Here is a 22399-nt window from a genome sequence, read left to right as displayed (position 1 = left end):
AGCTCACCCGGTTGACGCGGGGAGAGGTTGTTAGTTTGTAGCTGGGCGGCGGTAGTGATAGCGGTAGAGTTCGTGATCGAAGCCGAGGCTGGCGTAGAGGGCGTGGCCGGCCATGTTGTCGGCGACGACTTGCAGGCAGGCGGCTTTGGCGCCGTGGCTGATGGCCCAGGCGAACACGGCGTGCATCAGGCGGCGGCCGAGGCCCCGGCCGCGCAGCGCTGCGTCGACCACGACTGACTCGACGACTAACAAGTCGCCGTGCAGCACGCCGTAGGCGGTGGCGGCGATGCGGCCGTCGTGGCGAAGCGCGGCGAAGCCGGCCGGCAGCGCGATAGCGTCGATGACACGAGCGTAGATCGCCGCATGCGACGGCGACTGCGCTTGCAGTCGGGCGATGGCGGCGAGCCAATCGGCATCGGGGCGCGGCTTAATGGAGATGCCCGAGGCGGCGGACGCATTGGCAGCGGCAAACGTATCTGGAGCAGATGCATCAACAGCCGGCGAAGCCGTAGCGGACGCGTCCCGAACTAACCGCTCGCCGCCGAAATCCCGCAACAGCGTGCAGGTCTCGCCTTCGCTGCCAAAACCATGCTGATCGAGCTCGCGGTTGATCTGCGCGGCGCCGGCGAGAAGCGTCGGCACGCGGACGATCAGCGGTTGGCCGTGGTGACGATACAGCGCCGCGAAATCGTCGAGATATGCAGCAATCGACGTCGCCCGGTCGTGCAGCGGATTGACCGAGTTGGCGCGGCGCGACACGCCCTCGCCGAACCGCAGCAACCAGTCGCCCCGCATCGCGCTGCGCAGCGCCGGCCACGCGTCGAGGCAGGCCTGCTCGACCCGCCACGCCAGCGTCTCGCTCATACTACGCGCCGATCGCGGCCGCGATCGCTTCCAACGCGGCGTCGGCCTTGCTGCCGTCGGGGCCGCCGGCCTGCGCCATGTCGGGCTTGCCGCCGCCGCCCTTGCCGCCGAGCACTTCGGACGCCTTGCGCACCAGATCGACCGCGGAGAACCGCGCCACCAGGTCCGGCGTGACGCCGACCACGACCGAGCCCTTGCCGTCCTCGCTCCTGGCGATCAGCGCGATCACGCCGGAGCCGATCTGCTTCTTGCCCTGATCGACCAGGCTCTTGAGATCCTTGATCTCGATGCCTTCGACCGAGCGCGCCATCAGCTTGACGCCGCCGATGTCGCGCACGTCGCCGCTGCCGCCGGCCGCGCTGCCGCCCATCGCCAGCTTCTTGCGCGCCTCGGCGAGTTCGCGCTCAAGCTTCTTGCGCTCCTGCACGATGGCGCTGGCGCGCGAGGTGACGTCGCCGAGCGAGGCGTTGAGCTCCGCCGACACGACGCGCAGGTCGTTGCGCAGATTGTTCAGCGCCTGCCGCGCCTGCCTGCCGGTCAGCGCCTCGATGCGGCGCACGCCGGAGGCGACCGCGCTCTCGCCGGTGATCGACACAAGGCCGATGTCGCCGGTGCGCTTGACGTGGGTGCCGCCGCAGAGTTCGACCGACCAGCCGAACACGTTGCTGCCGTGGTCACGCGCGGCCTTGCCCATCGACACGACGCGGACTTCGTCGCCGTATTTCTCGCCGAACAGCGCACGCGCGCCGGCCTCGCGGGCGTCGTCGACGGCCATCAGCCGGGTCACGACCTCGTCGTTCTCCAGCACGATGTCATTGGCGATATCTTCGACCTGGCGCAGTTCGTCGGCCGTAATTGGCTTCTGATGCACAAAGTCGAAACGCAGCCTGTCCGGCGCGACCATCGATCCCTTCTGGGCGATGTGATCGCCGAGGACCTGCCGAAGCGCCTCGTGCAGCAGATGCGTCGCCGAGTGATTGGCGCGGATCGCCGAGCGGCGGCCGTGATCCACTTCCAACGCGAGCGCATCGCCGAGCGAGATCTTGCCCTGCTCCAACGTGCCGAAATGCACGAACAGATCGCCGGCTTTCTTCAGCGTGTCGGTGACCACGAAGCGCACGCCGTCGGCGGTGAGCACGCCGGTGTCGCCGACCTGGCCGCCGGACTCGGCGTAGAACGGCGTCTGGTTGAACACGATCGCGCCCTGATCGCCGGCCTTCAGCGCGTCGACCTCAGTGCCGTCTTTGACCAGCGCGGTGACGACGGCTTCGGCGGTCTCGGTGTCGTAGCCGAGAAACTCGGTGGCGCCGTGCTTGTCGCGCAGCCCGAACCACACCGCCTCGGTCGCCGCCTCGCCGGAGCCCGCCCACGACGCGCGCGCCTTGGCGCGCTGGCGGTCCATCGCGTCGGTGAACGAGGCGATATCGACGTTGATGCCGCGGTTGCGCAGCGCGTCCTGCGTCAGGTCGAGCGGGAAGCCATAGGTGTCGTACAGCGTAAACGCGGTCTCGCCGTCGAACATGTCGCCCTTCTTGAGGGTCGCGCTCTTTTCGTCGAGGATCGACAGGCCGCGCTCCAGCGTCTTGCGGAAGCGCGTCTCTTCGAGCCGCATCGTCTCTTCGATCATCGCCTCGGCGCGCACCAGTTCCGGATAGGCCTGGCCCATCTCGCGGACCAGCGCCCACACCAGCCGCCACATCAGCGGCTCCTTGGCGCCGAGCAGCTGGGCGTGGCGCATCGCGCGGCGCATGATCCGGCGCAGCACGTAGCCGCGGCCTTCGTTCGACGGCAGCACGCCGTCGGCGATCAGGAAGGAGGACGAGCGCAGATGATCGGCGATGACCCGGAACGACGCCGCGTCGTCGCCGCTCGGGCCGCGGCCGAGCGCCGACGACGTCGCATCGATCAGGCTGCGGAACAGGTCCGTCTCGAACACGCTGTCGACGCCCTGCAGGATTGACGCCATCCGCTCGAGGCCCATGCCGGTGTCGATCGACGGACGCGGCAGCGGCACGCGCTCGTCTTTCGTCACCTGGTCGTATTGCATAAATACCAGGTTCCAGAATTCGAGGAAGCGGTCGCCGTCCTCGTCGGGCGAGCCGGGCGGGCCGCCGAAAATGTGCTCGCCGCGATCGATGAAGATCTCCGAGCACGGACCGCACGGGCCGGTGTCGCCCATCGCCCAGAAGTTGTCGCTGGTCGGGATGCGGATGATGCGGTCGTCGGAGAAGCCGGCGATCTTCTTCCAGTAACCGGCCGCCTCGTCGTCGGTGTGGTACACGGTGACGAGCAGCTTGTCCTTCTTCAGGCCGAAATCCTTGGTGATCAGATTCCAGGCGAGCTCGATCGCGCGTTCCTTGAAGTAATCGCCGAACGAGAAGTTGCCGAGCATCTCGAAGAAGGTGAGATGCCGGGCGGTGTAGCCGACATTGTCGAGGTCGTTGTGCTTGCCGCCGGCGCGGACGCATTTCTGCGACGTGGTGGCGCGCTGATAGGGGCGCTTCTCCAGCCCGGTGAAGACGTTCTTGAACTGCACCATGCCCGCATTGGTGAACATCAATGTCGGATCGTTGCGCGGCACCAGCGGCGACGACGAGACGACCTCGTGACCGTTCTTGGCGAAGTAGTTCAGAAACGCAGACCTGATTTCGTTAACGCCGCTCATGTTCGTCCATTCAGTCCCGGAATGCCCGCGAAACGCCCGCCGGACCCCACTTTCCGGAGTCCTGCCTTTTAGACGGGGGGGCGGCAGCTGTCCAGAAAGTGGGCATTGATTCAGTTGTTTGCCACCTCCCCCCGATCGCTGCGAACAGCCGTTGATAGCTCGCTGCGGTGCGTTGACAGCCTTGCTCCAGCCGTGTTTGTGTCATACCTACCTAAGACTAAGTCGCGTCGGGAGAGATCGGCCCAATTCTTTAGAGGAGTGGGCCGGCGCCGAAGGAGCAACCGCCCCGGAAACTCTCAGGCAAACGGACCGCGCGACTTGTTGACATCTGGAAAGAGAGCGGCCGGCGACCCCGGCGCGGCTCCGCCGACGGGATAATGCTCTCAGGCACAGCGACAGATGGGGCTCGAATGGTGACGAGAAAACGGTCTCGGGAACCGGGGGAGCCTTGTGAATGCTGGCGCGTGACGATTCACAGCCTTTGAAACAAACCCCGCTGCATGCGCTGCATCTGGCGCGCGGCGGAAAGATGGTGCCGTTCGCCGGCTACGACATGCCGGTGCAATACGCGCCCGGGGTGTTGAAAGAGCACCTTCACACCCGCGCCGCCGCCGGCCTGTTCGATGTCTCGCATATGGGCCAGATCGAGCTGCGGGCGAAGTCGGGCAAGCTGGAAGACGCGGCGCAGGCGCTGGAAAAGCTCGTCCCCCAGGACATCGCGGCGCTCGCGCCCGGCCGCCAGCGCTACGCGCAGTTCACTAACGAGACCGGCGGCATTCTCGACGATCTGATGGTCACCAATCTCAGCGACCGGCTGTTTCTGGTGGTGAACGCCGCTTGTAAGACCGAGGACGAGGCACATCTGCGGGCCCATCTGTCGGACGCCTGTGACATCACCGCCCTTCCCGAGCGCGCGCTGCTGGCGCTGCAGGGGCCGAAGGCCGAAGGCGTGCTGGCGAAATTCTGTGCAGACGTCACCAAGCTGCGCTTCATGGACGTCGCGGAGCTGACATTGGCCGGCTTGCCCTGCATCGTGTCGCGCTCCGGCTACACCGGCGAGGACGGATTCGAGATGTCGGTGCCGGCCGACGGCGCGGAGGGCTTCGCCGAAAAGCTGCTGGCCGATCCGGACGTGCTGCCGATCGGGCTTGGCGCCCGCGACAGCCTGCGGCTGGAAGCCGGGCTCTGCCTTTACGGCCACGACCTCGACACCACCACCTCGCCGATCGAAGGCGCGCTCATCTGGTCGATCCAGAAGAGCCGGCGCAGCGGCGGCGCCCGGCCCGGCGGCTTTCTCGGCGATACGACCATCCTGAAACAACTCGATGACGGCACCACGCGCAGCCGCGCTGGCCTGCGTCCCGAAGGCCGCGCGCCGGTGCGCGAGGGCGCGCAGTTGTTCGCGAGCGCCGACGCGGCCGAGCCGATCGGCGCCGTCACCTCGGGCGGCTTCGGCCCGTGCCTGAATGCGCCGATGGCGATGGGCTATCTGCCGCCGTCGCACGCCGCGCTCGACACCCAGGTTTTTGCCGAGGTGCGCGGTCAGCGGCTGCCGCTGCGCGTCGCGTCGATGCCGTTCGTTCCGAACACCTATAAGCGCTGAGGACCCCGCATGACCACGCTCTACACCTCCGATCACGAATGGCTGAAGATCGAAGGCGACGTCGCCACCATCGGCATCACCAACTACGCGCAGGAACAGCTCGGCGACGTGGTGTTCGTCGAACTGCCGAAGGTCGGCCGCAACGTCAAGAAGGCGGAAGCCGCGGCGGTGGTCGAGTCGGTCAAGGCCGCCTCGGATGTCTACGCGCCGATCACCGGCGAAGTGCTCGAGGTCAACGAGACGCTCGGCACCGAGCCGGCGCTGGTGAATTCCGACGCAGACGGCGCCGCCTGGTTCTTCAAGCTCAGAATCGCCGACAAGAGTGAACTCGACGGCCTGATGGACGAAGCCGCCTACAAGGCCCACACGGCCTGAGTTGTTGCTGACAATTCCTCGTCATTGCGAGCGAAGCGAAGCAATCCAGAGGCCCGGTGCACTTCGCTGGATTGCTTCGTCGCTTCGCTCCTCGCAATGACGAGAACTGAGCATTTCTCGAAACGAGGACCACAGCATGCCGCATCGCCGACCGATCGACGCCGCCAACGACTTCGTGCGCCGGCATATCGGGCCCTCGCCGCAGGACATCGGCGAGATGCTGTCCACCGTCGGGGCCGGCAGCCTCGAACAGCTGATGGCCGAGACGCTGCCGTTTGCGATCCGCAACAAGGAGCCGCTGGCGCTCGGCGCGCCGCTGTCGGAGACCGAAGCGCTGGCGCATATGACCGAGCTGGCGGCGCAGAACCAAGTGTTCACCTCGCTGATCGGCCAAGGCTATTCGGGCACGGTGCTGCCGACCGTGATCCAGCGCAATATCCTGGAAAATCCCGCCTGGTACACGGCCTATACGCCGTATCAACCCGAGATCAGCCAGGGCCGGCTGGAAGCGCTGTTCAACTTCCAGACCATGATCTGTGACCTCACCGGGCTCGACGTCGCCAACGCCTCGCTGCTGGATGAGGCCACCGCCGCGGCCGAAGCGATGGCGCTGGCAGAGCGCGCCGCGTCGGCCAAGTCGAAGACGTTCTTCGTCGACCGCGACACCCATCCGCAGACGCTGGCGGTGCTGCGCACCCGTGCCGAGCCGCTCGGCTGGAGCATTCTGGTCGGCGACCCCGACACCGAGCTCGACGGCGCGGAAGTGTTCGGCGCGCTGCTGCAATATCCCGGCTCGTCCGGCGTACTGCGCGATCCGCGCGCGGTGATCGCCAAGCTGCACAACAAGGGCGCGCTGGCGGTGATGGCCGCCGATCTGCTCGCGGTGACCCTGATCACGCCGCCGGGCGAACTCGGCGCCGACATCGCGATCGGTTCGGCGCAGCGTTTCGGCGTGCCGATGGGCTATGGCGGGCCGCATGCCGGCTACATGGCGGTGCGCGACAGCTTGAAGCGCAGCCTGCCCGGCCGCATCGTGGGCCTGTCGATCGACAGCCACGGCCAGCCCGCTTATCGCCTGGCGCTGCAGACCCGCGAACAGCACATCCGCCGCGAAAAGGCGACCTCGAACATCTGCACCGCGCAGGTGCTGCTGGCGGTGATCGCCTCGATGTACGGCGTGTATCACGGCCCCGATGGCCTCGCCGCGATCGCCCGCCGCGTCCATCGCCGCACTGCGACGCTCGCCACCGGGCTGAAACAGCTCGGCTTCGCGCCGGTGAATGATACGTATTTCGACACGCTGACCATCGAAGTCGGCGACAAGCGCGACGCCATCGTGGCGCGCGCCGAGGCCGAGACCATCAATCTGCGCATCAATCCAACCTCGCTCGGCATCGCGCTCGACGAAACCACGACGCCGGCGACGGTCGAAGCTTTGTGGCGCGCGTTCGGCGGCTCGCTCAATTATGCGAGCGTCGAGCGCGATGCATCCGACACGCTGCCGGACGGCCTGAAGCGCACCAGCGATTTCATGACGCAGGCTGCGTTCCAGGACTATCGCTCGGAGACCGAGCTGCTGCGCTACATGCGCAAGCTGAGCGATCGCGACCTCGCGCTCGACCGCGCGATGATCCCGCTCGGCTCCTGCACCATGAAGCTCAACGCCACCACCGAGATGATGCCGCTGACCTGGCCGGCCTTCGGCAGCCTGCATCCGTTCGTGCCGCGCGCGCAGGCGCAGGGCTATCAGGCGATGTTCGCGACGCTCGAAGCCTGGCTCGCCGAGATCACCGGCTACGACGCGGTGTCGCTGCAGCCGAACTCCGGCGCGCAGGGCGAATATGCCGGCCTGCTGGCGATCCGCGGCTATCACCTGTCGCGCAATGAACCGCACCGCAAGATCTGCCTGATCCCGTCTTCGGCGCACGGCACCAATCCGGCCTCGGCCGCGATGGTCGGCATGGATGTCGTGGTGGTGGCCTGCAACAGCCATGGCGACGTCGATGTCGATGATCTGCGTGCCAAGGCCGAGGCGCATTCGGCCAATCTCGCCGCGGTGATGATCACCTACCCGTCGACCCACGGCGTGTTCGAAGAGCACATCCGCGACATCTGCGATATCGTCCACGCGCATGGCGGCCAGGTGTATCTCGACGGCGCCAACCTCAACGCCCAGGTCGGCCTCGCCCGCCCCGGCGCATACGGCGCCGACGTCAGCCACCTCAATCTGCACAAGACGTTCTGCATTCCGCATGGCGGCGGCGGCCCGGGCATGGGGCCGATCGGCGTCAAGGCGCATCTGGCGCCGTTCCTGCCCGGCCATCCGGCGGAAGGCGAGCCGACGAGCGGCGTGCTGCACGGCGGCGGCACGGTCTCGGCCGCGCCGTACGGCTCGGCGTCGATCCTGACCATTTCGTACATCTACATCCTGATGATGGGCGGCGCCGGACTGCAGCGCGCCACCGAGATCGCGATCCTCAACGCCAACTACATCGCCGACAGGCTGCAGCCGCACTTCCCGGTGCTGTATCGCAACCTGCGCGGCCGGGTCGCGCACGAATGCATCGTCGATCCGCGGCCGCTCAAGAGCACTAGCGGCGTCACCGTCGACGACATCGCCAAGCGGCTGATCGACTACGGCTTCCACGCCCCGACCATGAGCTTCCCGGTGCCGGGCACGCTGATGATCGAGCCGACCGAGTCGGAATCCAAGGCCGAGATCGACCGGTTCTGTGACGCGATGATCGCGATCCGCCGCGAGATCGCGCAGGTCGAGGAAGGTCGCTTCAAGATCGAGCAGTCGCCGCTGCGCCATGCGCCGCACACGGTGCACGACGTCACCTCGGCGGAATGGACCCGTCCGTATCCGCGCACGGAAGGCTGCTTCCCGGCCCCGCATTCGCGCACCGACAAATACTGGTGCCCGGTCGGCCGGGTCGACAACGTCTACGGCGACCGCAATTTGATCTGCTCGTGCCCGCCGATCGAGGACTACGCGCTGGCCTCGGACTACGCGCGGGCGGCGGAGTAAGCGGCGGACGGCGGGCGCGCCGCAGAGGGGGCGCGGCCTCAGCACCTCTTGTCGTCATTGCGAGGAGCGAAGCGACGAAGCAATCCAGCTCGGTGCACTGAGCTGGATTGCTTCGCTTCGCTCGCAATGACGAGGTGAAGGTAACGGCCAGAAACGAATGCGGCGAGCGCCGCGGGATCCCCGGCAACAGGGGGTCGCAACACTCGCCGTCTTAAGCTCGTATGCAGAGATGGACCGGACAGCACCGGCCCTTGCGACCGATATCACTCGGCCGCGGTCGTCCTATTCGTCAACCGGCTCCTCGCCTTCGGCATCGCTTTCCGGCGAGCCGGCGAGGATCTGTTCGGCGATCAGGCCGGAGTTCTGGCGGATCGCCGCTTCAATTTTCGCGGTCATGTCCGGATTGGCGCGCAGGAACGCCTTGGAGTTCTCGCGGCCCTGACCGAGCCGCTGGCTGTCATAGGAGAACCAGGCACCGGACTTCTCGACGACGCCAGCCTTGACGCCGAGATCGAGGATCTCGCCCATCTTGGAGACGCCCTCGCCATACATGATGTCGAACTCGACCTGCTTGAATGGCGGCGCCAGCTTGTTCTTCACCACCTTGACGCGGGTCTGGTTGCCGACGACCTCGTCGCGCTCCTTGATCTGGCCGATGCGACGGATGTCGAGGCGGACCGAGGCGTAGAACTTCAGCGCGTTGCCGCCGGTGGTGGTCTCGGGCGAGCCGTACATCACACCGATCTTCATGCGGATCTGATTGATGAAGATCACCATGGTGTTCGACTTGTTGATCGAAGCGGTGAGCTTGCGCAGCGCCTGGCTCATCAGGCGCGCCTGCAGGCCGGGCAGCGCGTCGCCCATGTCGCCTTCCAATTCGGCGCGCGGCACCAGCGCCGCCACCGAGTCGATGATCAGCACGTCGATGGCGCCGGAGCGCACCAGCGTGTCGGCGATCTCGAGCGCCTGCTCGCCGTGGTCCGGCTGCGAAATCAGGAGTTCGTCGACATTGACGCCGAGCTTGCGGGCATAGACCGGATCGAGCGCGTGCTCGGCGTCGATGAACGCGCAGATGCCGCCCTTCTTCTGCGCTTCGGCGACGCAATGCAGCGCCAGCGTGGTCTTGCCGGAGGATTCCGGCCCGTAGATCTCGACGATGCGCCCCTTTGGCAGGCCGCCGACGCCGAGCGCGATGTCCAGCCCGAGCGAACCGGACGAAATCGTCTCGATATCCATCGAGCGATCGTTCTTGCCGAGCTTCATCACCGAGCCCTTGCCGAACTGGCGCTCGATCTGTGACAGCGCGGCGGACAGCGCCTTGGATTTGTCCATGGAAGAACCTTCGACGATACGCAGGGCAGTTGGGGCGGAAGCCATGTGATGCTCCTTATGAACGGGATTCGCCGGTGGGACAAACCGCGGGTGGCCGAGACCTGATAGCCCAACGTACACTGTTTGTTCTAAGTTCGCAATATGTTCTTTGCCGAGCCGTTCCGATGTGGCCTCCTATCCCAACCAAATGCCCCTAAAGCCAGATTCCCTTGAAACTCCTGTCGGATGGCCGCTCCGAAAGTTGTGGGAGCCGCCTCGTAAGTTGATCGCCGACAATGCCAAGTCGGCCGGGCTATGCTCCTTTAGTCGTATGTGGCAGCCGATCGGCACAGAGAGTTACGACGTTGGGCTCGAGCTGGCCGTGATCGTCGACGGCCGGGTCGAGTGGAGCCTGCAACCGTGCCGACGCGTGATCGGCGGCTGGGTGCATTGCGAGACCCACGAAAGCGTGCCGCGACGGCCGACGCATTGGCGACCATCCCTAAGGTCGATCGCTTTCGGCATGGACTGGCAGACGGAGGGGCCGCAGGCAGGTCACCGCGCCGACCGCTGAAAACGCGGCTGTCCCGCGCGCGGAATTTGAGGGTCCGTCTGCGTCCTCACATCGTCGGGCGGGCATGGCAGTCGCCGCAGCCCCGGCCGCTCAAATCGAACTCGGCGCCTTCACGGTTTGTCAATCGTCACCGCGCAGAACTGCTGCATGACCATGCAGTTCGCTCCCACCAAGCCGCCGGACAAAGTCAAAATCCTCTGCGGCAAGTGCCGCGTTCCGTTTCGCGAGAAGATCAAGAACGTGCGGGAGGGATTTCAGGTGCAGTGCCCGAACTGCACCAAGCTGATCACCTTCTCCACCGACTCGGCCGATCCAACCGTGCAGCGTGCGTTCACCGAGGTTCGCCGCATCAAAAACGGCATGATGCTGTCGATCAATCGCGGCGATAGCGAGTACTCCCGCTGACCGATTAATCGCGGCTGGCTTCGAGTCAACGCAGGCTCTGCAATCCCCACATCACCAGCAGCATGGCCGGCACGCAGAGCAGCGCCCATTTCGCCCAGGCCGTCAGCCCGGGCACCACGCCGCTGCGGAACGCGGCAATCAGCCGGTAGGTCACGATGATCCAGGGCAGGATGATTCCCACCAGGATAGCGTCCACATACCACGTCATACGGCAACTCCGGCGCTGTTCGCCTGCAGCTTTAGCGCGCTCCGATGCAACCGTACCATCCGCCCATGGACGCATCTCGCGTGTTCGTTCCGTGCAAATCGGAACTTCTTAATCGTCCGGGACTTGTCGGTCCTGGAAGTCGATGCCTGTGGCAGGGGTTCGTCTTGGAAAATTCGATCGTGGTGCTGGTCGTCGAAGACGAACCGATGATCCAGAGCCTCGTGCAGGAGGCCCTCGAAGACGGCGGGTTTCAGGTCGAGGCGGTGTCTTCCGGCGAGGACGCGGCGAAGCTGTTGGCGGATCCGGACCGTTTTCGCGCCGTGATCACGGACGTCAATCTCGGCCGCGATCGCATGGATGGCTGGGACATCGGCCGCCTTGCTCGCGAAACCGACCCCTCTTTGCCGGTGATCTACATGACCGGCGACAGTGCCGCCGAATGGGCGGCGCGGGGCGTCCCGAACAGCCTGCTGATCACCAAGCCCTTCGCCCCCACCCAGGTCGTGGCGGCTGTCGCCCAGCTGCTCAACAACCCCGCGCCGGGTGCTCCCGGGGCTTGAGGCCGCGGGCCGGGACTGTTGTCAGGTATTTTCCCGACAGCCTCCGTCGTCTGCCGTGCATCGATAGAACCAGTCCGCGGTCGACAGCCGGCGGCAAGCGCTGTATTTTTCCACCATTCGAGCATCGCAGCTGTTGCGTCGGTCGGCCTGCAGCGGCTGCATCGACGGCTGAAACGAACAGGGACATCATTGGACAAGTTTGTTCGCGAGGAAAATCTCAAGCTATACCGACGGCTGCTGTCGGAAACCCGCGACGAAGAGCGCCGCCGTGTGCTGCTGCAGCTGATCGCCAGCCTGGACGACCGTCACCATAACGGTCACCGCGACACCTGAGCGCGCCGTCAGGCTCACGCACCCTGCGCCTTTGCGTTCCGCCTTTGCTTGGCTTTGATTGAGCCGATGCGCGGACCAGCCTGATGGCGTTTCCAGACATAATCCCTCACCACCCGACAGGCGATCCACCGCTCCCGCAGTCGCGGGAAAAGGTATTTGATCTTACGCAATGCCGGTCCGGCCTCTCTGGATAGCCTGCGCGCCGTCATTGCCGAACTTTCTAGAGGTGGGGAGTTCCGACGCTGACGGGAGCCCCGAACATGGCCTCGTTCGGGGCTCTTTGATTCCGGTCCGCCTGCTTCCGCGCCAGGCCCGTGCCGGCCCCCTCTCCGCGCGCGATCCACGCGCTCCGGCATTCCGGGGCGCTCGCGAAGTGAGCGAACCCGGAATCCGGCGATTGTGGCGGACGGGTGCTAATAACTGCGAGGTTCAGGATTCGCCCGCTGGCGCGAGCGCCCCGGAACGACTGCCTGGGGCGGGCGAGGCGGCTCGGGCGCGCGCGCCCACCACACGCGCCCGCTGGTGCTGAAAGGACGCACAACGAGTCCAGGTCGCTCCACGTCCAAGTCAGGCCACCGCCAGGCCAAGTCCCGCCCGGCCATGGCCAATTCTTGCGCCATCGCAATATCGGCGAGCGGCGGGCGCGATAGGTGTGATGGGGCATGCAGTCTGGATCGGCTGAACATCCCGCCGGGACAAAGGGCGTCGATCGACACCGCCGATGCCTCCAGGCGGCAGCGCAGCAGGCCCGCGGAGCGGGCCGAAGCTTCAGGGAGTGTGGAATGCGTCTTGGCAGTTCGATCTTGATGTTGACGGCAGCGCTGGCGCTGGCCGGCTGCGACCTCGGTCAGGGCACGCCTGGCCCTCAGGGCGAGCAGGGCCCTGCGGGGCCCGCTGGTCCTCCCGGCCCTCCCGGCAAGGACGGCGCTTCGTCGAGCAGCATCCGCACCGTCACCTCGACGACGTGTTCATCCAATGGCTGCCCGACGGCCTGCGACAGTGGGGAGACGCTGGTGTCGGCGCTGTGCGTCGGCAGTTCCTCAGCCCGCTTCAGCGACAGCATCGCGGTCGAGCGCGGCGTGCTGACGGCGCGCTGCGGCCCAACCGCGGCCAGCATCGTCCTCAGCTGCGCCCGCCAATAGGAGGCCCCCGGGCCGACCGACGAGGCCGAACCAAGTTCCCTTTCCGGAACGAACACCGACCTGCACCTGACGCCATGTTGAGGTGCAGGCCATCGGCGTCGACAGATTCTGCATGTCTTTTTAGGTGTAATGATACTACTATTGATTCAGATCAAATGGCCGAGAGTTTGGGCCGGCAATGGTCCTGAAACCTTCCGGAAGCTCCGGCCCGCGCATGCCTCATGTGATCTACAAATGCCCCCGGACGGCCATGAAGGTTCAGGCCTGGGTGGCCGAGGAAGTCACGCCGTCGACCGCAACGACATTCGAACTGGTCCGCTGCCAGGCCTGCACCCAGGTCCACTTCGTCAATCGCACTGACGGCAAGCTGCTCGGCGACAAGAGCTGACCCAGCCCTCATCCTCAGGCTGGCTGAAAACCCGGGCCCAATTTACGGCCACTTCCCCATTCTCTTGATTTGCCGACAATCTCCGTCATGACCACGCCTTTCTGCATCTCCGGCAGCAAGGCGTGGATGCCCGGCACGAGGACGGACATGACGCGCGGAGACGCAGGTCCCAAACTCTCAAGGGCAAATTTTCGGCCAAGGCCAGGCTCTGAGAAGTCGAGCGTCTCGAAGAATGTAGCTACGCCGCACCGGTCCACCGGTGCCCATGGTTCGAGGCGGCGCTGCGCGTCTCCTCACCATGCGGTTGTGGGAGAGGCGACGTCACCTCTGCCGGCTCTGTTTCTAACGACAGCCGAACTGCTCTAGTCGGAGCGACGGGCCTCGTTTTCGGGCAGCCGCGCTTTGTCGGGCAGCACGGTGCTGCGCAGCGCCGGGTAGACTTCGATGTGGCCGTTGTAATTGATGAAGCCCAGCTTTCGGAATTTGTTCATGAAGTGGCTGACGCGCGAACGCGTCGTGCCGATCATCTCCGCCAGCGTCTCCTGGCTGATATCCACCGGCAGCGATTTGACCGTGTCGTGCTCGCCGAGATCGGCGAGCAGAAGTAACAGCCGGGCCAGACGCTTCTCGCTCGAATTGAACAGCTGATCGATCAGGTCTTCTTCGACCCTGCAGTTGCGCTTCAGCAGATGCGTCATGAAGTACTCGCACATGCCGGGCTCTCGCTGCAGCGTCTCGATCAATGTCGGCCCGGCCAGCGTGGTAACGGCGCAGTCTTCGAGGGCGACAGCCGTGGAGACGCGGCGGCGACCGATCAGCGCGCTTTCGCCGAAGAATTGTCCGGATTCGAGAATGGCGACGACGCCTTCCTTGCCTTGCTCGGACATCACCACGAGCTTGATACGCCCGTGCTGCAAGTACAACACGCTGTCGGCTCGGTCGCCCTGTGCGAAGATGTGCTGGTTCTTGCGGAATTGCTGGATGGCTCGGCCCGGCCCCGCACTGCCCAGGAACGCCATCGGGTCGAATGCCGCCTCGAAAGAAGTCACGTGCTACCCTGCAATCGCCTCGACGCCAAAACTGCCGTCAAACGCCAGCAGCCGCGCGGCGAACAATCGCCGCGGCGGAACATCAACATCAATTCCAGAAAAAAATCTGTGCCGTTTTGACCACGCGATCTCGGCGGGTCGAACTTATCGGCCAAAATTAGTTGGCGGCTTGCCCGGACTTTTTCGACTTCGTAGTCGCGGTCTTCGGCTTGGGTGTAGACTCGTTACTACGCACGTCACCCCACGGATCGTTCGGCGCCTTGGCGTCGGGAATCTTTCGCAGCGACTCGCGATAAGCCCTGTCTCGGACCGCGTCCTGAGCCTTCTCCTCGGGAGATTTATGCTGAATCTCGGGCATCAGATTCACGTTCGGCATTTGGGCATAGGCCGGGCCGACCAACAGGATGCTCACCACCGCGCCGCGCAACAACTTCATTGGATACTCCTCCGCGGCGCTGCGGCCGCGTTTGCATTACGGGCGATCGGACCGGCACGATTTCGGCTGTTCGAGCCAATCGTCCCAGATTGGACCGCAGCGTGTGCAGCCATTGAGAAGAACTGCCGCAGCAACCACGCCGAGCACCACGACCGAACGCTTTACCATACGCCACCCCACTGAACGCCGGACCTTAAGGGATCGACCGTGGCGTTTTCAAGCCGTGCAGAATCGGGTCCGATGCAATCAAACGGCATGCCCTCCGCAGCGGCGGGCGGCCGGCAACATGCAACGCGATGAAGGGAGAAACGATATGGCGGATAGCCCGCAGGCGGCAGAATTCGAGCTCGAGGACGCTCGAAGGATGCTGGGCGACATGTTTGCGCCCTGGGTGCTGGACCTCGGGCTGTCGGTCCAATCGATCGAGACCGCCCCACCGTCCGGCGCTGCGGCGGATTGGCAGCCCGGCGCGACGCTGCGGATGGCGTTTTCGGAGCGGCTCTGCCGCAGCGGCGGCATTGTCTGCGGCCAGGCCCTGATGGCGCTGGCCGATACCGCGATGGTGTTCGCCATCGTCGCCGCCAATCGCGGCTTCCGGCCAATGACCACCGTCGATCAGACCACCCACTTCCTCAAGGCGGTCAGTTCGTCGGACGTACTCGCCGAAGCCCGTGTGGTGCGGCTCGGACGCACCATGAGCTTCGGCCGCGTCACCCTTCTCGGCACCAGCGACGGTAAGCCGGTCGCGATGGTATCGAGCGCGTTCGCGATGCTGTGACGGCGGCTATTTGCCGAGAATCTTCTCGGCCGCCGTGACGATACTGACGCTGGGATTGGTGCCGCAATAGGCGCCGAACTTCTTGGCGTTGGCGACGAACACCTCGGTGTCGATGATCGCCTCGTCGGAATCACCTTTGTACCATCCGTCCAGCCAGGTCAGGATCATCTTGATCTCGTCTGGCTCGGACTCGACGAACTGTTTGCACGACATCGTCGCCAGATCGAGAACTTCGGCCTTCGCCGCGACCTGGGACATCATCAGCCCAGCAACGCAGAATGCTGCGTACCCGATCCTCATGGTTGCTCCTCCCCCGTTTCGAAGCCCAGTCGAACAAGATTTGGATGTGTACGCAAGCGGACGCCGCTGCGACGCATTGCGGGCAGTTTGGTAAACGAAACCTTGGGCGCGCGCCTATTTCCAGGGCAATCGCATCAAAGTCTCCGTAATTTCCCTGTGCGAAGGTTTACCATCGCAATCCAAGCGGACCGAGACGATGATCGACAGACGAGGTGCTCGCCGCCAGCGGGTCTACAAGCGCGGTACCGTCGCGTTCAGCGGCGCCGGCTTCGACTGCACGATCCGCAACCTGTCGGCCAGCGGTGCGCGGATCGACCTCGAAGAACCGGCGCGGCTACCCGAGCACTTCATACTGGTCATCGAAAGCGACAAGGTCATGCACCGCTGCCGCCCGGTGTGGAACAGCGCTCAGCGCGTCGGCGTGGTTTTCGAGTAGTCGATCGCTCGCCTGCATCAGCCGCTCGCCGCCGATCAATAGCGCCCGCCATATCCGCCGACGTTGCCGCCGATCGGCCCGCGTGGGCCGATGCCGCCGCCGCGATAGCCGCCGCCGATCGAGATCGAGGGACCGCGCGGGACATCGTAATAGGTCGGCGGCGGGCGGCGCACCACCACGACGTCGTCGGCATCGTCGTCGTAGTACACCCGTTCGCGCGGCGGCTTCGACGCGGACCGTTTCGGCGACTCCTCACGCGCGGCGCGCTTCGGCTTGGCCTTTTCGGGCTTCTTGTCGGCCTTCTTCTCGAGCACCGGGGGTGTACTGCACGGACAGGTCGCGCCGGTCGCCGGCGTCAGCGCCGCGACAGGCGTCGGACCAAGCGACGTGGCGACCGGGACCGCGACCGCTAGTTCCGGCTTGTTGCGCAGCCGCAGTTCGAGCTTCCTGGCCGTGACGGTCAGATCGCTGTCGGGATACTGATCGAGAAATTCCTTGTAGGCCGACGCCGTGTTGGCCAGCACCGCCTTGTTCCAAGCCAGCATCCGGCGATGGCGATCGAGCCAGCGCTTCGCGCGGGTGCCGAAGGGCGGCTCGGCGAACAGCGACACGAACGCTTCATATGCGTCGACCGAACCATCGGACACGATCAGCTCGTTGGCCTCTTCGACCTTCTTGCCCTTCAGCAGGCTGCGCCATTCCTCGACCGTGCGCTTCTTCTCCGGCGCTGCCGGCTGCGCGGCTTCCTCGGCGACGCCGAAGAAGCGGAAGTCGTCGACCAGGGAGGACGAGTCCCACGGCGTCTGCCGGCCTTCGGTGGCTTTGTTCACGGCGAGCCGGACGCGCTTGAAGGTGTCCTCGATCTGCAGCCCGCTTTTGCGGCCGGCCTCCAGCAAGGCCGTGGTGTACGGGCTGTTGGCGCCGCCGCCATCTTCGGCTTCGGCGCCCGGCGAGGTCGAAAACGACACGAAGGTGCCGGGCGAGCCGGTCTTGGTATCGACCAGCGCCAGGCCCTGCCCCGTGGTCTTGCGAATCTCGGGAAATGGATTGTTGCGGCAGGCATCAAGCATGATGATGCGGCTGCGGGTCGGCACCGAGGTCAGGGTGTTGAGCACGTCGTCGAGCCGCACCGCCTGCAGCGGGATATCGGTCTCACGCTTGGGATCGATGTCGATCGGGATCAGGTAGTTCTCGCCGTCGACCTGAATGCCGTGGCCGGCATAGAACATCAGCGCCACCGTGTCGGGGCCTTTGGCGGCGATCTTGGCGGCGAAATCGCCGACCATCTGGCGCAGCTCGGTCTGGGTCAGGTCATTGGCAGCGGTGACCTCGAACCCGGCCTCGCCGAGCAGCTGCTCGACCGCCTTGGCGTCGTTGGCCGGGTTGGGCAGCGCCGGCACCGCCCGGTACGCCGATTGCCCGACCACCAGCGCGACGCGGCTCTCGGCCCAGGCCTGCCCGGTCCCCAGCATCAGCGCCGCAGCTATCGCCGCATTCCGCCACATCGCCCGCATCGACATCCTCCGGATCAATCCCCGTCGTTGGTCGGCTTCCGCGGCATCGCGGTTCACTACCGCGGCAATCCGACGCCGAACGGGCTGCGATGGCGGTGGCGAAATCAGCGAGCGGGTAAGAAGGGGTTAACATTACCCGGCAAATCCGAGACGCGGCTTACGGTTTCGAACACTGCGGCCACTACCTTCCGTCCACGGCGCGCGACCGACGCGACCGCAGGAATCCAGGACGGACAGGTGGTGCAGATTTCGCAGGCAACGGCTGTGACCCGGGGCGCTTCGCAGGACGCGGCGTCCAGCGCCTTGCCATCTCTCGCCGCGCTCGATGCACAGGCCTGGCGCGGTCTCGCCGGCCGCGTCACCGAGCCCAATGCTTACTATCTGCCGGAATGGACGCTGGCCGCCAATGGCGACGCCCGCGCCCGCAGCGTCACCCGGGCGCTGACCGCGCACGATGCCGGCGGCCGCCTGATCGGCCTGCTGCCGGTGCTGTCGTGCTGGCATGCGTTCCGGCTGCCACTGCCGGTGCTGGTTTCCGCCGATCCGTTCCGCTCGCTGGACACGCCGCTGCTCGACCACGCAGATGGGCTGCACGCCGCGACGTCGATGCTGGCGCAGGCGCGCGCCACCGGCGCCCGCGCGCTTCTGCTGCGCGACGTCGCACGCGAGGGCGACGCGGTGCGGCTGCTGACGCGGGCGGCGCAGGCCGAACGGCTCGAGCCCGTGCTGCTGCGCGGCTGGTCGCGTGCCTGCCTCGACGCGACGCAGGACAGCGAAGAACTGCTGCGCAACGCGCTCGGCGGCAAGCGCCTCAAGGAATATCGCCGGCAGATGCGCCGTCTCGGCGATCACGGCGACGTCCGCTTCGACGTGGCGCAGACGCCGGATGCCGTAGCGCAAGCCTATGATGTATTTCTGGCGTTGGAGGCCAGCGGCTGGAAGGGCCGCCGCGGCACGGCGCTGCTGCACCAGCAGGAGCTGGCGGCGCGTCTGCGCGACGCCGCCATCGCGCTCGCCGCGCGCGGCGCCTGCGAGATCGGACAGCTGCACGCGGGCAATGAGGCGATCGCGGCCGGCATCGTGCTGCGGCACGGCGACCGCGCTTACTTCTTCAAGCTCGGCATTGCCGAACAGCACGCGCGCTTTTCGCCCGGCGTGCTGCTGACGCTAGAGCTGACGCGGCATCTGTGTGCCGACCCGGCGATCAAGCTGGTCGACTCCACCGCAGCGCCCGATCACCCGATGATCGACCCGATCTGGCGCGGCCGGTTCGCGATCGGCGACGTGCTGATCCCGCTGCGCGCCGGCGATCCGTTGTTTGGCCCGATCACGCTCGCATTGCACACGCGAGAAGCGCTGCGCCAGACCGCCAAGCGGCTGCTCAAACGCTGAGGCTTACTCCGCCGCCTGGGCGTTGATCTCCGCCGAGATGTGTCGGATCGCCTTGGCGAGCTGCGCCGGATCCTGCGCGCCCGACACCGCGTATTTCTGCGCGAACACGAAGGTCGGCACGCCGGAAATGCCCTTCTCGGCCGCCTCGTTAGCCTGACCGGCGATCAGGTCGACATCGACATCGGTCGCGAGCTTGGCGCGGATCTCATCGGCATCGAGCCCGATCTCGCTGGCGGCCTGCACCAGCACGTTGCTGTCGGTGAGGTCGCCGCCGTCGCGGAAGTACAATTCCATCAGCCGCTGCTTCATCGCCGGGCCCTTGCCGATCGCGTCGGCCCAATGGATCAGGCGATGGCAGTCGATCGTGTTCGGCTGCCGCTTGACGAGGTCGGGATGATACTCGAGCCCCTCTTGCGCGGCGGCGTCGACGACGCGGCTGGCGAGCTCTTTGTAGCGCTGCGGCGAGCCGAATTTCTGCGTGAGATATTCGTCGCGCTCGATGCCTTCGCGCGGCACCGACGGGTTCAGAAAGAACGGCCGGAAGGTGAGCTCGACCGGCACATCGGGCGCCAGCGCCAGCGCCTGCTCGATCCGCTTCTTGCCGATATAGCACCACGGGCACACGACATCGGAGACGACATCGATCTTCAGCGGCTTGAGCGCGGTCATCGGCGCCTCCTTGCGTTGTTCCCTGCGCGACGATCCCATACAGATGGGCGTCCAGCAAGCAGCCGCAAGGCACTACAGGGCTGCAGCGATGCTGCGCAGCTTGGCGGCGGTCGCCTCATCGGCCGGGAAAAACGTCTCGATCGCGATCTCCGCCAGCGTGACGTCGACCGGCGTGCCGAACACCATGGTGGTTGAAATGAAGCTCAGCGTGTCGTCGCCGCGCCGCAGCCGGAACGGCACCGCGACCGCATCATGCGCCACCGGCGCCAGGCGCGCCGGCACCGGATAGGTCTTCAGCTCCTGATACAGCTCGATCAGCTTGGGATCGGCGGTCGCCTCGCATTGCCGATGCAGCCGCTCCAAAAGATGCGCGCACCATTCGCCGAGATTGGCGGTGCGCGAAGCGAGTCCTTCAGGATGGAACGACAGCCTCAGCACGTTGAGCGGCGGCGCCAGCAGCGATGGGGGGGTGCCCTCCAGCAGCGGCATCACCATGCGATTGGCGGCGACCAGGTTCCAGTGCCGATCGACCGCCAGCGCCGGATTGGGCTCGTGGGCTTTCAGCACCTGATCGACCGCGACGCGCGCCGCCGCCAGCGCCGGGTCGTCCAGCGTGCGCTGCGGAAACGCCGGCGCAAAGCCGGCCGCGACCAGCAGCACATTGCGCTCGCGCAGCGGCACGTCGAGCCGCTCGGCGAGCCGCATCACCATGTCGCGTGACGGCGCGGCGCGGCCGGTCTCCACAAACGACAGATGCCGCGCCGAAATCTCCGCGTCGAGAGCGAGATCGAGCTGGCTGAGCCGGCGGCGTTGCCGCCATTGCCGCAAGTAATCGCCGATCCGAACCGGCTGCGCGCCGGCGGACGCCTGGGCTGAAGAGATCGTCGTGTTCATGCCCGAAAGCTAACACGCGGCTGGCGCGGCTTCCATGACCTGCCAGGTAATCGATTTCGGCAGCGAGCGCGTTCACCCTGCGGCCATCACCCACCCGACCGAAGGAGACGACCATGATCCACCCGTCCTCGCTGCTCCGCCGCGCCCTGCAGGCCGACGCGCTGGTCAGCGGCGCCATGGCGCTGCTACTCGTCACCACCGCCGGCGCGCTGGCGCCGCTGATGGCGCTGCCGCAGCCGCTGCTCTTGGAGACCGGCCTGTTCCTGATCGCCTACGCAGCCTTCGTCGGCTGGCTCGGCAGCCGCACCACGCTGCAACGTCCGCTGGTGCTGCTGGTGGTCATCGGCAACGCGCTGTGGACGCTCGCCAGCGTCGCCCTGCTGCTCAGCAGCGCGGTCGCGCCGAATGGGCTCGGGATCGCGTTCGTGCTGCTGCAGGCAATCGCCGTCGGCGTGTTCGCGGAGCTGCAGTATATGGGGCTGCGGCGGAGCCAGGCGGCGGTGATGACGTAATCGTCATCGCAGGCCGAGCCGCTCCGTCATTGCGAGCGAAGCGAAGCAATCCATGCGTCAAGCTCCGCGCTGGATTGCTTCGTCGCTTCGCTCCTCGCAATGATGGGGAGAGGCTGTGCGAGCCGGTTACGTTGTGGTCGTCTCGGGCGAAGGCGTGGATGCCCGGGACAAGCCCGGGCATGACGGCGGAGGGACCAGCAAGCTAAGCCGCAGCTGACGCCGTCGTCGAAGACTTCGCTTTCACAGATCGCGCCTTGCCTGACTTTGCTTTGGTCGTCGTTGTTTTGGACGTCTTCGCCTTGGCGGTCTTGGACTTGGCTGTCTTCGCCTTAACAGATTTGGCCTTGTCGGCCTTGGGCGCAGCTTTCGTTTTGCGCCCGGCGTTGTCGGCGGTCTTCGCTGACTTCGCCTTGCCGTTCGCCTTAGGCTTCGCGGCGCGGGCTTCGGCGGCTTTCTTCTGGCGTTTCTTCTCGCAGGCGTCGCATTTGCAGCCGATTGGCTTCAAATATTCTTTGAAGTACTCGGTGCCGTAGTCGTAGTTGATCTCTTCGCCGGGCGCGATGTCCTTGATGGCGCGGATCATGATCTTGCGCTTCTTGACGCTGACGTCCGACTCCGCGTTCGGCTTGCAGGAGTGGTTGATGTAGCGCGCGATGTTCTTGCGCACCGAGCCATCGACCGTCCAGCGCTTGCTGATCTGGAACAGGTACTTGTTCTCGACCGCGTCGTCCTTCTTCTTGTTGCAGTCGAGCATCGGGCCGAAATAGCGGATGATCTTGCTGCCCTTCTTGATCGGCTGGGTGGCGAACAGGCCGAGGCCGGTCTTGGAGCGGCCGACACGGTAGGGCTTCTTGGACAGATCCGGCATGGGCTTTGTACGTCGCGAACGCTGAAGGGACGAAACCGCCCTTCTAGATCGATTCCGCCGCAAATGGCAGGGGTTTCCGGCGTGCCGCTGCG

Annotated in this window: 24 protein-coding genes and 1 riboswitch; of the genes, 13 read left to right on the top strand and 11 right to left on the bottom strand. The window is 65.7% G+C overall.

What is annotated here, in order from left to right:
* Positions 1 to 30 precede the first annotated feature (30 nt).
* Entirely contained in the window at positions 31 to 864 is an 834-nt protein-coding gene (locus D4Q52_RS05910) for a GNAT family N-acetyltransferase (RefSeq protein WP_119855621.1), read from the bottom strand.
* Between the two features lies 1 nt (position 865).
* Positions 866 to 3529 carry an alanine--tRNA ligase gene (gene alaS, locus D4Q52_RS05905; RefSeq protein WP_119855620.1) on the bottom strand — a complete coding sequence of 888 codons (2664 nt, stop codon included), beginning with the start codon at positions 3527 to 3529 and terminating at the stop codon, positions 866 to 868.
* A 217-nt stretch (positions 3530 to 3746) separates the two neighbouring features.
* Positions 3747 to 3851: riboswitch (glycine riboswitch) on the top strand.
* 132 nt (positions 3852 to 3983) lie between these two features.
* Between alaS and gcvT the strand changes: the two genes are divergently transcribed.
* The 3 genes from gcvT (at position 3984) to gcvP (ending at position 8538) form a co-directional block, all read left to right on the top strand.
* Positions 3984 to 5132 carry a glycine cleavage system aminomethyltransferase GcvT gene (gene gcvT / locus D4Q52_RS05900; protein WP_119855619.1) on the top strand — a complete coding sequence of 383 codons (1149 nt, stop codon included), beginning with the start codon at positions 3984 to 3986 and terminating at the stop codon, positions 5130 to 5132.
* A gap of 9 nt (positions 5133 to 5141) precedes the next feature.
* The gene (gcvH, locus tag D4Q52_RS05895; protein ID WP_119855618.1) at positions 5142 to 5507 is read left to right on the top strand and encodes a glycine cleavage system protein GcvH; all 366 of its coding nucleotides are present in this window, start codon (positions 5142 to 5144) and stop codon (positions 5505 to 5507) included.
* Between the two features lie 136 nt (positions 5508 to 5643).
* Positions 5644 to 8538, top strand: a complete 2895-nt coding sequence (gene gcvP / locus D4Q52_RS05890) for an aminomethyl-transferring glycine dehydrogenase (RefSeq protein WP_119855617.1) — start codon at positions 5644 to 5646, stop codon at positions 8536 to 8538.
* A 282-nt stretch (positions 8539 to 8820) separates the two neighbouring features.
* Here the strand turns inward: gcvP and recA are convergent, their stop codons facing one another.
* The gene (gene recA, locus D4Q52_RS05885; RefSeq protein WP_119855616.1) at positions 8821 to 9915 is read right to left on the bottom strand and encodes a recombinase RecA; all 1095 of its coding nucleotides are present in this window, start codon (positions 9913 to 9915) and stop codon (positions 8821 to 8823) included.
* 217 nt (positions 9916 to 10132) lie between these two features.
* Between recA and D4Q52_RS05880 the strand changes: the two genes are divergently transcribed.
* Together D4Q52_RS05880 and D4Q52_RS05875 are read left to right on the top strand one after the other, a co-directional pair.
* On the top strand, positions 10133 to 10423 hold the full coding sequence (locus tag D4Q52_RS05880; protein WP_119855615.1) for a hypothetical protein: 291 nt from the start codon (positions 10133 to 10135) through the stop codon (positions 10421 to 10423).
* A 147-nt stretch (positions 10424 to 10570) separates the two neighbouring features.
* Complete coding sequence (locus tag D4Q52_RS05875; RefSeq protein WP_119855668.1) at positions 10571 to 10828, top strand: hypothetical protein; 258 nt, start codon at positions 10571 to 10573, stop codon at positions 10826 to 10828.
* A gap of 25 nt (positions 10829 to 10853) precedes the next feature.
* On the opposite strand, the gene D4Q52_RS05870 is transcribed toward D4Q52_RS05875, so the two are convergent.
* Positions 10854 to 11036 (bottom strand): hypothetical protein, encoded by a 183-nt coding sequence (locus D4Q52_RS05870; RefSeq protein WP_119855614.1) that lies wholly within the window; start codon positions 11034 to 11036, stop codon positions 10854 to 10856.
* Between the two features lie 164 nt (positions 11037 to 11200).
* Between D4Q52_RS05870 and D4Q52_RS05865 the strand changes: the two genes are divergently transcribed.
* From D4Q52_RS05865 to D4Q52_RS26420, 4 genes are all read left to right on the top strand, one after another.
* Positions 11201 to 11596, top strand: coding sequence for a response regulator (locus D4Q52_RS05865; protein WP_119855613.1), 396 nt, complete (start codon positions 11201 to 11203; stop codon positions 11594 to 11596).
* Between the two features lie 189 nt (positions 11597 to 11785).
* Entirely contained in the window at positions 11786 to 11929 is a 144-nt protein-coding gene (locus tag D4Q52_RS26425; RefSeq protein ID WP_182915242.1) for a hypothetical protein, read from the top strand.
* 782 nt (positions 11930 to 12711) lie between these two features.
* Entirely contained in the window at positions 12712 to 13071 is a 360-nt protein-coding gene (locus D4Q52_RS05860) for a hypothetical protein (RefSeq protein WP_119855612.1), read from the top strand.
* A gap of 250 nt (positions 13072 to 13321) precedes the next feature.
* Positions 13322 to 13459, top strand: coding sequence for a hypothetical protein (locus D4Q52_RS26420; RefSeq protein WP_182915247.1), 138 nt, complete (start codon positions 13322 to 13324; stop codon positions 13457 to 13459).
* Positions 13460 to 13821: 362 nt separating this feature from the next.
* On the opposite strand, the gene D4Q52_RS05850 is transcribed toward D4Q52_RS26420, so the two are convergent.
* A complete protein-coding gene (locus D4Q52_RS05850) occupies positions 13822 to 14508 on the bottom strand; it encodes a Crp/Fnr family transcriptional regulator (RefSeq protein ID WP_119855610.1) in 687 nt (228 codons plus the stop codon).
* Between the two features lie 157 nt (positions 14509 to 14665).
* Complete coding sequence (locus D4Q52_RS05845) at positions 14666 to 14944, bottom strand: hypothetical protein (RefSeq protein ID WP_119855609.1); 279 nt, start codon at positions 14942 to 14944, stop codon at positions 14666 to 14668.
* Positions 14945 to 15257: 313 nt separating this feature from the next.
* Between D4Q52_RS05845 and D4Q52_RS05835 the strand changes: the two genes are divergently transcribed.
* Positions 15258 to 15722, top strand: coding sequence for a PaaI family thioesterase (locus D4Q52_RS05835; protein ID WP_119855607.1), 465 nt, complete (start codon positions 15258 to 15260; stop codon positions 15720 to 15722).
* A gap of 6 nt (positions 15723 to 15728) precedes the next feature.
* Here the strand turns inward: D4Q52_RS05835 and D4Q52_RS05830 are convergent, their stop codons facing one another.
* Complete coding sequence (locus D4Q52_RS05830; protein ID WP_119855606.1) at positions 15729 to 16022, bottom strand: HdeA/HdeB family chaperone; 294 nt, start codon at positions 16020 to 16022, stop codon at positions 15729 to 15731.
* Between the two features lie 196 nt (positions 16023 to 16218).
* Between D4Q52_RS05830 and D4Q52_RS05825 the strand changes: the two genes are divergently transcribed.
* Positions 16219 to 16458, top strand: coding sequence for a PilZ domain-containing protein (locus tag D4Q52_RS05825; protein WP_119855605.1), 240 nt, complete (start codon positions 16219 to 16221; stop codon positions 16456 to 16458).
* A 35-nt stretch (positions 16459 to 16493) separates the two neighbouring features.
* Here D4Q52_RS05825 and D4Q52_RS05820 read toward each other — a convergent pair whose 3' ends face one another.
* The gene (locus tag D4Q52_RS05820; protein WP_425328451.1) at positions 16494 to 17972 is read right to left on the bottom strand and encodes a caspase family protein; all 1479 of its coding nucleotides are present in this window, start codon (positions 17970 to 17972) and stop codon (positions 16494 to 16496) included.
* A 246-nt stretch (positions 17973 to 18218) separates the two neighbouring features.
* Between D4Q52_RS05820 and D4Q52_RS05815 the strand changes: the two genes are divergently transcribed.
* The gene (locus D4Q52_RS05815) at positions 18219 to 19364 is read left to right on the top strand and encodes a GNAT family N-acetyltransferase (RefSeq protein WP_425328453.1); all 1146 of its coding nucleotides are present in this window, start codon (positions 18219 to 18221) and stop codon (positions 19362 to 19364) included.
* 3 nt (positions 19365 to 19367) lie between these two features.
* Here D4Q52_RS05815 and D4Q52_RS05810 read toward each other — a convergent pair whose 3' ends face one another.
* Together D4Q52_RS05810 and D4Q52_RS05805 are read right to left on the bottom strand one after the other, a co-directional pair.
* Positions 19368 to 20033 (bottom strand): DsbA family oxidoreductase, encoded by a 666-nt coding sequence (locus tag D4Q52_RS05810; RefSeq protein ID WP_119855603.1) that lies wholly within the window; start codon positions 20031 to 20033, stop codon positions 19368 to 19370.
* Between the two features lie 72 nt (positions 20034 to 20105).
* Positions 20106 to 20927, bottom strand: coding sequence for a helix-turn-helix domain-containing protein (locus tag D4Q52_RS05805; RefSeq protein ID WP_119855602.1), 822 nt, complete (start codon positions 20925 to 20927; stop codon positions 20106 to 20108).
* A gap of 113 nt (positions 20928 to 21040) precedes the next feature.
* Here D4Q52_RS05805 and D4Q52_RS05800 point away from each other — a divergent pair, with 113 nt between their 5' ends.
* Entirely contained in the window at positions 21041 to 21439 is a 399-nt protein-coding gene (locus D4Q52_RS05800; RefSeq protein WP_119855601.1) for a hypothetical protein, read from the top strand.
* Positions 21440 to 21641: 202 nt separating this feature from the next.
* Here the strand turns inward: D4Q52_RS05800 and D4Q52_RS05795 are convergent, their stop codons facing one another.
* Positions 21642 to 22307: an SET domain-containing protein gene (locus D4Q52_RS05795; protein ID WP_119855600.1), complete on the bottom strand. Its 666-nt coding sequence runs from the start codon at positions 22305 to 22307 to the stop codon at positions 21642 to 21644.
* Positions 22308 to 22399 lie beyond the last annotated feature (92 nt).

Origin of the sequence: Rhodopseudomonas palustris, assembly GCF_003591005.1 — a bacterium.
GTDB lineage: Bacteria > Pseudomonadota > Alphaproteobacteria > Rhizobiales > Xanthobacteraceae > Rhodopseudomonas > Rhodopseudomonas palustris_K.
This window is presented reverse-complemented; position numbering and strand designations above follow the sequence as displayed.

Coding starts and splice junctions, on each gene's coding strand:
- D4Q52_RS26420 (WP_182915247.1), top strand. CDS start 13,322: ATGAAGGTTCAGGCCTGGGTGGCCGAGGAAGTCACGCCGTCGACCGCA.
- D4Q52_RS05810 (WP_119855603.1), bottom strand. CDS start 20,033: ATGACCGCGCTCAAGCCGCTGAAGATCGATGTCGTCTCCGATGTCGTG.
- D4Q52_RS05870 (WP_119855614.1), bottom strand. CDS start 11,036: ATGACGTGGTATGTGGACGCTATCCTGGTGGGAATCATCCTGCCCTGG.
- D4Q52_RS05860 (WP_119855612.1), top strand. CDS start 12,712: ATGCGTCTTGGCAGTTCGATCTTGATGTTGACGGCAGCGCTGGCGCTG.
- D4Q52_RS05845 (WP_119855609.1), bottom strand. CDS start 14,944: ATGAAGTTGTTGCGCGGCGCGGTGGTGAGCATCCTGTTGGTCGGCCCG.
- alaS (WP_119855620.1), bottom strand. CDS start 3,529: ATGAGCGGCGTTAACGAAATCAGGTCTGCGTTTCTGAACTACTTCGCC.
- D4Q52_RS05910 (WP_119855621.1), bottom strand. CDS start 864: ATGAGCGAGACGCTGGCGTGGCGGGTCGAGCAGGCCTGCCTCGACGCG.
- D4Q52_RS05875 (WP_119855668.1), top strand. CDS start 10,571: ATGACCATGCAGTTCGCTCCCACCAAGCCGCCGGACAAAGTCAAAATC.
- gcvT (WP_119855619.1), top strand. CDS start 3,984: ATGCTGGCGCGTGACGATTCACAGCCTTTGAAACAAACCCCGCTGCAT.
- D4Q52_RS05795 (WP_119855600.1), bottom strand. CDS start 22,307: ATGCCGGATCTGTCCAAGAAGCCCTACCGTGTCGGCCGCTCCAAGACC.
- D4Q52_RS05835 (WP_119855607.1), top strand. CDS start 15,258: ATGGCGGATAGCCCGCAGGCGGCAGAATTCGAGCTCGAGGACGCTCGA.
- D4Q52_RS05820 (WP_425328451.1), bottom strand. CDS start 17,972: ATGCGGGCGATGTGGCGGAATGCGGCGATAGCTGCGGCGCTGATGCTG.
- gcvP (WP_119855617.1), top strand. CDS start 5,644: ATGCCGCATCGCCGACCGATCGACGCCGCCAACGACTTCGTGCGCCGG.
- gcvH (WP_119855618.1), top strand. CDS start 5,142: ATGACCACGCTCTACACCTCCGATCACGAATGGCTGAAGATCGAAGGC.
- recA (WP_119855616.1), bottom strand. CDS start 9,915: ATGGCTTCCGCCCCAACTGCCCTGCGTATCGTCGAAGGTTCTTCCATG.
- D4Q52_RS05825 (WP_119855605.1), top strand. CDS start 16,219: ATGATCGACAGACGAGGTGCTCGCCGCCAGCGGGTCTACAAGCGCGGT.
- D4Q52_RS05830 (WP_119855606.1), bottom strand. CDS start 16,022: ATGAGGATCGGGTACGCAGCATTCTGCGTTGCTGGGCTGATGATGTCC.
- D4Q52_RS05800 (WP_119855601.1), top strand. CDS start 21,041: ATGATCCACCCGTCCTCGCTGCTCCGCCGCGCCCTGCAGGCCGACGCG.
- D4Q52_RS05805 (WP_119855602.1), bottom strand. CDS start 20,927: ATGAACACGACGATCTCTTCAGCCCAGGCGTCCGCCGGCGCGCAGCCG.